This is a genomic window from Castellaniella sp. (genome assembly GCF_034007085.1).
Lineage (GTDB): Bacteria > Pseudomonadota > Gammaproteobacteria > Burkholderiales > Burkholderiaceae_B > Castellaniella.
The window spans coordinates 1-8,414 of sequence record NZ_JAVERO010000098.1 but is presented as its reverse complement, the minus strand read 5'-3'; the positions used below and the strand labels follow the sequence as shown (position 1 = coordinate 8,414).

Annotated in this window: 8 protein-coding genes and 2 pseudogenes; 3 read left to right on the top strand and 7 right to left on the bottom strand. The window is 64.8% G+C overall.

The features are described 5' to 3' along the window. Together RBR29_RS08915 and RBR29_RS08910 are read right to left on the bottom strand one after the other, a co-directional pair. Positions 1 to 258, bottom strand: a pseudogene (locus RBR29_RS08915) (hypothetical protein); the annotation flags it as partial. Between the two features lie 69 nt (positions 259 to 327). After that, positions 328 to 1,032, bottom strand: a complete 705-nt coding sequence (locus RBR29_RS08910; protein WP_320348696.1) for a helix-turn-helix domain-containing protein — start codon at positions 1,030 to 1,032, stop codon at positions 328 to 330. A 135-nt stretch (positions 1,033 to 1,167) separates the two neighbouring features. Here RBR29_RS08910 and RBR29_RS08905 point away from each other — a divergent pair. Together RBR29_RS08905 and RBR29_RS08900 are read left to right on the top strand one after the other, a co-directional pair. Continuing rightward, positions 1,168 to 1,791, top strand: a pseudogene (locus RBR29_RS08905) (YqiA/YcfP family alpha/beta fold hydrolase); the annotation flags it as partial. Continuing rightward, complete coding sequence (locus RBR29_RS08900; protein WP_320348698.1) at positions 1,768 to 2,214, top strand: GNAT family N-acetyltransferase; 447 nt, start codon at positions 1,768 to 1,770, stop codon at positions 2,212 to 2,214. The pseudogene RBR29_RS08905 and the gene RBR29_RS08900, both read left to right, overlap by 24 nt. A 2-nt stretch (positions 2,215 to 2,216) precedes the next feature. Here RBR29_RS08900 and RBR29_RS08895 read toward each other — a convergent pair whose 3' ends face one another. From RBR29_RS08895 to RBR29_RS08875, 5 genes are all read right to left on the bottom strand, one after another. Further along, complete coding sequence (locus RBR29_RS08895; protein ID WP_320348695.1) at positions 2,217 to 2,984, bottom strand: ATP-binding cassette domain-containing protein; 768 nt, start codon at positions 2,982 to 2,984, stop codon at positions 2,217 to 2,219. A 21-nt stretch (positions 2,985 to 3,005) separates the two neighbouring features. Continuing rightward, entirely contained in the window at positions 3,006 to 3,716 is a 711-nt protein-coding gene (gene hisM, locus RBR29_RS08890; RefSeq protein WP_320348694.1) for a histidine ABC transporter permease HisM, read from the bottom strand. After that, entirely contained in the window at positions 3,713 to 4,402 is a 690-nt protein-coding gene (locus RBR29_RS08885) for an ABC transporter permease (protein WP_320348693.1), read from the bottom strand. The genes hisM and RBR29_RS08885 overlap by 4 nt, the downstream gene beginning before the upstream one ends. Positions 4,403 to 4,518: 116 nt before the next feature. Next, a complete protein-coding gene (locus RBR29_RS08880; protein WP_320348692.1) occupies positions 4,519 to 5,307 on the bottom strand; it encodes a transporter substrate-binding domain-containing protein in 789 nt (262 codons plus the stop codon). Between the two features lie 114 nt (positions 5,308 to 5,421). After that, a complete protein-coding gene (locus tag RBR29_RS08875) occupies positions 5,422 to 6,093 on the bottom strand; it encodes a TIGR00730 family Rossman fold protein (RefSeq protein ID WP_320348691.1) in 672 nt (223 codons plus the stop codon). Here RBR29_RS08875 and polA point away from each other — a divergent pair. After that, positions 6,092 to 8,414, top strand: a 2,323-nt coding sequence (gene polA, locus RBR29_RS08870; protein ID WP_320348689.1) for a DNA polymerase I, incomplete at its 3' end; no start/stop codon positions are given. The genes RBR29_RS08875 and polA overlap by 2 nt on opposite strands.

Sequence of the window (8,414 nt, the reverse complement as noted above, 5' to 3'; positions counted from 1 at the left end):
GCCGGCCCATAGGGCATGACGCCAGTCCAGGGCGGCGAGCTGGCGTCCCAGGTGCGACAGTCCGTTGCTGGTGCCGGCATAGAGCAGGAAAAAGAAGGCCGCGATGCCCAGGCGCAGGGCACCCACCCAATAGGGGGACAGGCTGGCGTCGGAAAAGCTCTGGGCCGTGCCGGTCGTGCCCCACAGGACGCCGGCGCCCAGCACCAGGGCAATGCCATGCAGGGGGCGGATGGGGGACGCAGTCGTGATCGTTCGCATGCCGCCATGATGCGCTGTGACAGGCTGGGCATATGTCGAGAAACGCTCGTGGTTGCCGCCGAGTGTGCCTCAGAGGCCGTCGGTATCTGGCCGGCGCTGTCCAGGGGGGGATAGGCGCAGCGCACGGGCGCCCATGCCCCGGTCGCGCCGCAGCGCGTAGGCCAGGGCGCTGCCGGACCGGTAGCCGACCTGGGCGGCGACGAATTCCAGTGTCGCGCCCTGCGCCAGCATCCGGCTGGCGATCTCCAGCCGCAGGGTGCGCAGATGGCTGCCTGGCGTATGACCGGTCAGTTCCAGCAGGCGGGCGTGAAACCGTTGCGGGCTGAGATTGAACAGCGCCGCCATGCGGGCGGTCGGCCAGGGTTCGTGCAGCGTCCTGGACAGGGCGGCATCCAGGCGGGTCAGATCCAGGCCCCGGCGCGAGGACAGCACGGTGGGCAGCCCCAGCAGCAGGGCCAGTTGCTGTCTCGCATCGCCCTGGCTGCCCAGTGTGCGACAGGCGGGGGTCAGGGCAAAGCGCCGCAGGCGTTCCAGGCCGGTCGATTCGGGCGCGTCGATCACCAGGATGCGGGTGCCGGGCTGCGCGCAATAGGCATGTCGGGCCCCAGCCGGGATCAGCATCCCGCAGGATGGGTCGGCAAACAGTGCCTGGCCGTTGATTTCCAGTTCCATGCGGCCGGCAAGCGGCGCCATGATCTGCGCGTGATCGTGGGCATGGACATGGGCCTGTCCATCATAGGTGCGCAGCGTGCTGACCGGTGCAAGAAGCGGCATGGCAGGGCAGGGAGTGGGGTTCGAGCAGCGATGAACGATCTTAGCGCGTGTCGCGGCGGCTGTGCAGACTGCTTACAATGGGCAACGGGATGCCGTCGCGCGCCGCCGGGCGCCCGGATCATCCGTCTGGCTGTCATGATTCTCTACTTGCACGGATTCCGATCCTCGCCCGATTCCTACAAGGCCCGTCTGCTGGCCCAGGCCATGGCCGAGCGTGGCCTGGTGGCCGATTGGCGCTGCCCGCAACTGCCCGCCAGCCCGGCTGCCGCATTGGCCCTGGCGCACGAACTGGCGCACGAACTGATGCACGATCGCCCGGGCCACGCGGCGGCGGGGGCGATGGCCGGCAGCGGCGCGCTGGCGCGTCTGACTGTCATTGGATCGTCTCTGGGGGGCTTCTATGCCACCTGGCTGGCCGAACGCCTGGGCTGCCGTGCCGTGCTGCTCAATCCCGTCGTTCACGCAGCGCGCGACCTGGCGACCCAGGTCGGTTCGCATCGGACGTTTCATGGTGATGCGCCTTTTGAATTCCTGCCTGGCTACGTGGACGAACTGGCACAGGCCGAAGCGGATATTCCGATGCTGACACGACCGGAACGGTATTTTCTGCTGGCCGCCACCGGCGATGAGGTCCTGGACTGGCGAGAAATGCGGGACCGCTTCGCGGGCAGCCGCCAGCACATCATCGAAGGCAGCGATCACGGGCTGTCGGATTTTGCGCTGTGGCTGCCCGAGGTGCTGGATTTCGCTCTGGGCGCAGATGATCGTCGCGTCGTCACCGGCAACTGGGATACGCTGGGCGCAGAGGCCAGCCGCATCCGCCTGGAAGTCTTCGTCGAAGAACAGCAGGTGCCTTTGGCCGAAGAACTCGATGCCCGCGATGCGCAGTGCCTGCACGCCATCGCCTATGATGCCGACGGTCGGGCCATGGGCACTGGCCGTCTGCTGCCCGACGGCCATATCGGCCGCATGGCCGTGCGCAAGCCCTGGCGCGGCCAGGGCGTCGGCTCATTGCTGTTGACCGCGCTGATGGACGCCGCCCGTCGTCGGGGCGATGCCGAAGTCGTGCTGGATGCGCAATTGCACGCGCGCGCTTTTTACGCCCGCCACGGTTTCACCGAAGAAGGCGAGACGTTCATGGATGCAGGAATCCCGCACCGGGTGATGCGGCGGCGGCTTTAATCCTATTTCAGGTTGCCCGATAGAAACTGCCGCAGCCGGGGGCTTTGCGGGTTGTCGAAAATATCGGCCGGGGTGCCGGTTTCTTCTGCCACACCCTGGTGCAGGAACATGACCTGGGATGCCAGGTTGCGCGCGAAGCCCATTTCATGGGTGACGACCAGCATGGTACGGCCTTCCTCGGCCAGTTTTTGCATGACCTTCAGGACTTCGCCGACCAGTTCCGGGTCCAGGGCGGACGTCGGTTCGTCAAACAGCATGACTTCGGGCTCCATGGCCAGTGCGCGGGCGATTGCCACGCGCTGCTGCTGGCCACCCGACAGGGACGAGGGGTACTGGGTCTCGACCTTGGGGTCCAGGCCGACCTTGGCCAGGTAGTGGCGGGCGCGCTCGGTGGCCTCGGCTCGGCTCAGCTTGAGCACCTGGATCGGGGCTTCGATCACATTGCCCAGCACGTTCATGTGCGCCCACAGGTTGAAATGCTGGAACACCATTGCCAGTTTCGAGCGCAGGCGGCGCAGCTGGTCCAGGTCGGCGGCATGAGGTTCGCCATGCTTGTCGTGGACGATCTTCAGCAGTTCGCCGTTCAGCGACACCGAGCCCTGATTGGGTTTTTCCAGGAAGTTGATACAGCGCAGGAAGGTCGATTTGCCCGAGCCGCTGGAGCCCAGGATACAGATCACGTCGCCGGCATTGGCCGTCAGCGAGACGCCCTTGAGCACCTCGTTGTCGCCGTAGCGTTTGTGGATGTTGAGTACGTCGAGTTTGGACATGGGTATCAATATGAACAGGCTCTAGCGGTGGTTGCCCAGATAGGCCAGCGTGCGGCGTTCGAACCGGCGGAACAGCCCGATCAGCAGGAAAGACAGGCACAGGTAGAGCAGGGCGGCCAGCCCGTAGGATGCAAAGGTCTGGTAGGTAGCCGAATTGGCATCCCGCGCGATCTTGAGGATATCAGGTACGGTGGCGGTGAAGGCCAGGGACGTGGCGTGCAGCATCAGGATGACCTCGTTGCTGTAGGCCGGCAGGGCGCGGCGCAGGGCCGAGGGCAGGATCACCCGGCGGTACATCGCAAAGCGCGTCATGCCGTAGGCGCGTGCGGCCTCGATTTCGCCCGCACTGGTGGCGCGGATGGCGCCGGCGAAAATTTCCGTCGTGTAGGCGACGGTATTCAGCGTCAGGGCCAGCACCAGGCAGTTGAATCCACTCTGGAAGAATGCCGCCAGGGGTGGGGTGTCCTTGATGAAATCCAGGCTGTAGATCCCGGCGTAGATGAACAGGATCTGCACATATAGCGGCGTGCCCCGGAAGACATAGCTGAATGCCCACAGCGGGACCGACAGCCAGCGGCGCGAGGAAACCCGGGCCACGGCCAGGAAGACGGAAATGAAAAAACCCATCGAGACCGACAGTACCAGCAGCCACAGGGTGACGGCCATGCCCGATGGGCTGCCGTTGCTGGCGTACAGGTAGGCGCGCCAGAATTGTTCGAGCACGTCCATCATAGCTGGGCCTCGCGCACGCCGACATGGTAACGCCGGTCCAGCCAGTACAGGATGCCGTTGGACAGGGTGGTCAGGGCCAGGTAGATCAGCCCGGTCAGGCTGATGAACAGAAAGACCCGGAAGGTCACGTTGCCGGCATCCTGGGCGACCTTGACCAGATCGGAGAGGCCGATCAGGGACACCAGGGCGGTGGATTTCAGCAGCACCTGCCAGTTGTTGCCGATGCCGGGCAGGGCGTGGCGCATCATCTGCGGGAACAGCACACGGCGAAAGACCTGGAATTCACGCATGCCGTAGGCCGTGGCGGCTTCCATCTGGCCATGCGGCACGGCCATGAAGGCTCCCCGGAAAGTTTCGGCGAAATAGGCGCCGTAGATGAACCCCAGCGTCAGCACGCCGGCGCCGAAGGGGTCGATGTCGATCGGGTCCAGCCCGAGCAGGTCGGTCAGATCGTTCAGGTAGATCTGCATGCTGAAGAAGATCAGCAGCATCAGCACCAGATCCGGGACGCCGCGGATGAGCGTGGTGTAGGCTGTGGCAGCCAGGCGCGCGCCCCAGAAAGGCGAAAGCTTGGCCCAGGCGCCCAGCAAGCCCAGCCCTACGGCCACAGCCAGGGACAGCAATGCCAGCTTGATGGTGACCCAGGTCCCTGCCATCAGCAGGGGGCCGTAGCCGTCTAGAAACATGGAAATCGGGGATGGGCAAAAAGGCGGGCCGCCCCGGCGTGGGTGCCGGGGCGGCCTCGCCCGGATTGTGATGGACCGGCCATGCGGTCAGGCAACATGGCGCGGCGGGCGCAGGATCACTGGGCGGGGAATTCGATCAGGCCATCGGCGAAATATTTTTTCGCGTAGCCCTGGATCGTGCCATCGGCCAGCATGGCCTTGAGGACCTTGTCCACATCGGCCTTGAGCGTGTTGCCCTTGCGCAGGCCCATGGCGATGGGCTCGTTCAGGATCGGGTCGTCCAGCGTCATCGCGGCGAGTTCGTAGTCGGCGCCTTCGGGTTTTTTCAGGAAACCATCGACGGCGCTCTGGGCTTCCTGGAAGGTGGCATCCAGACGGCCGGCGGTGACGTCCACGTAGGCGTTCGTGTAGCTGGGGTAGGCGATGACCTCGACCCCCTTGGGCGCCCAGTGCTTGCGGGCGTAGGTTTCCATCGTGGTGCCTTGCTGGACGCCGACGCGCTTGCCCTTCAGGGATTCGGCGGTGGGTTCCAGGCCGCTGCCTTTCTTGACCATCAGCTTGACCGGCACGATGTACATGGGCGTGGAAAAGTCGATGACCTTTTTGCGTGCCTCGGTGGCGGTCATGGTGGAATTGGCCAGGTCGAACTTGCGTGCCTGCAAACCGGGGATCAGGCTGTCGAAGGACTGGTCGATCCACACGCAGGTGCGGTTCATTCGTTTGCAGACCTCGTTGCCGATGTCGATGTCGAAGCCTTCGAGCTGGCCGTTGGGATTGCGGTATTCGAACGGCGGGTAGCCGGCTTCGGTGGCGATCTTGAGTTCCTTGGCGTCGGCAGCGGAACCGACGGCGGGAATCAGGCCGGCCGCGATCAGCAGCGCGGCGCCAAGCAGGGTGGTTTTCATCGAATGTTCTCCTGAAGAGCCGGGCAGCGGATGACGCCAGCCGACGGTAACAAGGCGTGATGTTAACTCAGGTCTTCGTCCTGGGGCATCGTGCATTACCCTATGGCGAGGCAATCAGGTCGGCAGTGCCGGTTCGCGCCGTTGTTCGATCTGGGCGGCTTCCTGGATGAGGCGGACGATTTCATCGAGATCGTCGGTGACCAGCAGCAGGTCGAGGTCGAATGGGCCGATCATGCCATGGGCCAGCAACTGGCTGCGCACCCAGTCCATCAGGCCGGACCAGAATTCCACGCCCACCAGGATGATGGGTGCGGGGGGCTGTTTCATGGTCTGGATCAGCGTGATGGCCTCGAACAGTTCGTCCAGCGTGCCGAAACCGCCGGGCAGCACCACATAGGCCAGGCTGTACATGAAAAACGCCGACTTGCGCGAATTGAAGTATTCGAAATGCAGGCTGTCGGTCTGATAGGGGTTGTTGGTCTTTTCGCGGGGCAGTTGGATATTCAGGCCCACACTGCGCCCACCCGCCTCGAAGGCGCCGCGGTTGGCGGCTTCCATCAGGCCGGGGCCGCCTCCGGCGATCACCGGCAGGCCCAGCTGGGCAATGCGTGCGCCCAGTTCCATGCCCATGGCGTAGAACGGGTGGTCCCGAGGGATGCGCGCGCTGCCGAACAGACTGACCCCCAGGCCGATTTTCTGGAAGGCCTGAGCCGCTGTGCTCATCTCTGCAATAATCGTGGGAATCTGTTGTTCGGCCGAAACGCGTTTCGCCTTATTGTTCGTCATGAAAAAAACCTTGTTGCTCGTCGATGGATCCAGCTATCTGTACCGCGCCTATCATGCGATGCCCGATCTGCGCAATGCGCGCGGTGAACCCACCGGAGCCCTGTATGGCGTGATTTCCATGTTACGGAGGCTGCTGCAGGATTACAAGGACGTCGCAACCCACGGTGCTTGCGTGTTCGATGCGCCGGGCGGGTCGTTTCGGGAAACGCTCTACCCCGATTACAAGGCCAACCGGCCGTCGATGCCGGAAGACCTGCGCGCCCAGATCGAGCCGATCCACCAGGCCGCTGCCGCGTTGGGTTGGACCGTGATCGTGGCGCCCGGGGTCGAGGCCGACGACATCATCGGTACCCTGGCGCGCCAGGCGGGCGAAAATGGCTTTTATACCATCATTTCGACGGGCGACAAGGACCTGGCCCAACTGGTCAACGACCGGGTGGAACTGATCAACACCATGTCGGGCGACCGCCAGGACCGCGAGGGCGTGATACGCAAGTTCGGCGTGCCGCCCGAGCGCATCGTCGATTACCTGATGCTGACCGGCGATGCCGTGGACAATGTGCCTGGCGTGGACAAGGTCGGCCCCAAGACTGCCGCCAAATGGCTGGGCGAATATGGCGACATCGAAACGCTGGTCGCCCACGCCGACGAGGTCCGGGGCGTGGCGGGCGCGAACCTGCGTGCGGCGGCGCCCAATTTCCCCCTGACGCGGGAACTGTTGACCATTCGCCTGGATTGCGAACTGGAGCCCGGCTGGGCGCCACCGGCGCTGGGCCTGCGTGCCCCCGACCACGAGACGCTGGTGCGTCTGTACGAGACCTACGGTTTCCGGACCTGGCTGCGCGAGGTCACCGGCGAACCGGACCGCATCCCCGATCAGGATGCCCGCGCCGCCCGCGAGGTGCCGCCCGCGCCCGACGAGGTGCAGTACGAGACCATCCTCGACGAAGCTGCTCTGGACGACTGGGTGGCACGGCTGCGGGCCGCGCCCCTGGTGGCGCTGGATACGGAAACCACCAGCCTGGACCCCATGGCGGCCCGCCTGGTGGGGCTGTCGTTTGCCATCGAGCCTGGCCGGGCCGCCTATGTCCCGGTGGGCCACCGCGCACCGGGCACGCCTGATCAGCTGGACCACACGCTGGTGCTCGATCGCCTGCGGCCCTGGTTGCAGGATCCGGCTGCGCCCAAACTGCTGCATCATGCCAAATACGATGCGCATGTATTCGCCAACGAGGGCATCGAACTGCGCGGGGTGCAGCATGACACCATGCTCCAGGCCTATGTGCTGCAATCCCATCGGCGCGTGAACCTGCAGGATCTGTGCATCCAATGGCTGGGGCTGACGGGCACGACCTACGAGGACCTGTGCGGCAAGGGCGCACGCCAGATCGGCTTTGACGAGGTCGCCCTGGACCAGGCGGCGCATTATGCCGCCGAGGACGCGGATTTCACCTTGCGCCTGCATCAGGTCCTGTACCCGAAAGTCCAGGCCGAAACCGGGCTGGATCGCATCTACGCGCTGGAAATCCAGACTTCTGCGGTGCTGACGCGCATCGAGCGCAATGGCGTGGCGATCGATGCCGGCGTGCTGGCGGCGCAAAGTCATGAACTGGGTCGGCAGATGATCGATCTCGAAACCCAGGCCCATGCCCTGGCTGGCCAGCCCTTCAATCTGAATTCGCCCAAGCAGCTGGGCGAGATCCTGTTCCAGCGCATGCAGTTGCCGGTGCTGCGCAAGACGGCGGGCGGCGCGCCGTCCACCGACGAGGACGTGCTGACCCGCCTGGCCGCCGACTATCCCTTGCCGCGCCTGCTGCTCGACTACCGCAGCATCGCCAAGCTGAAATCCACGTATACCGACAAACTGCCGCGCATGATCGACCCGCGCACGGGCCGGGTGCATACGCGCTATGCCCAGGCCGCTGTGGTGACGGGACGGCTGGCTTCGTCCGATCCGAACCTGCAGAACATTCCCGTGCGCACCACCGAGGGCCGGCGCGTGCGTTCGGCCTTTGTGTCCAGCCTGGGGCAGGTCGTGTCAGCCGACTATTCGCAGATCGAATTGCGCGTGATGGCGCATGTGTCGGGCGATGAAAACCTGTGCCGGGCCTTTGCCCAGGGGCTGGACATCCACCGCGCCACCGCTGCCGAGGTCTTCGGGCTGCCCCTGGACCAAGTCGATGCCGAGCATCGCCGGGCAGCCAAGGCGATCAATTTCGGCCTGATCTACGGCATGGGCGAATTCGGCCTGGCCAGCAACCTGGGCATCACCCGGGCAGCGGCCAAGGCCTATATCGACCGCTATTTCATGCGCTATCCCG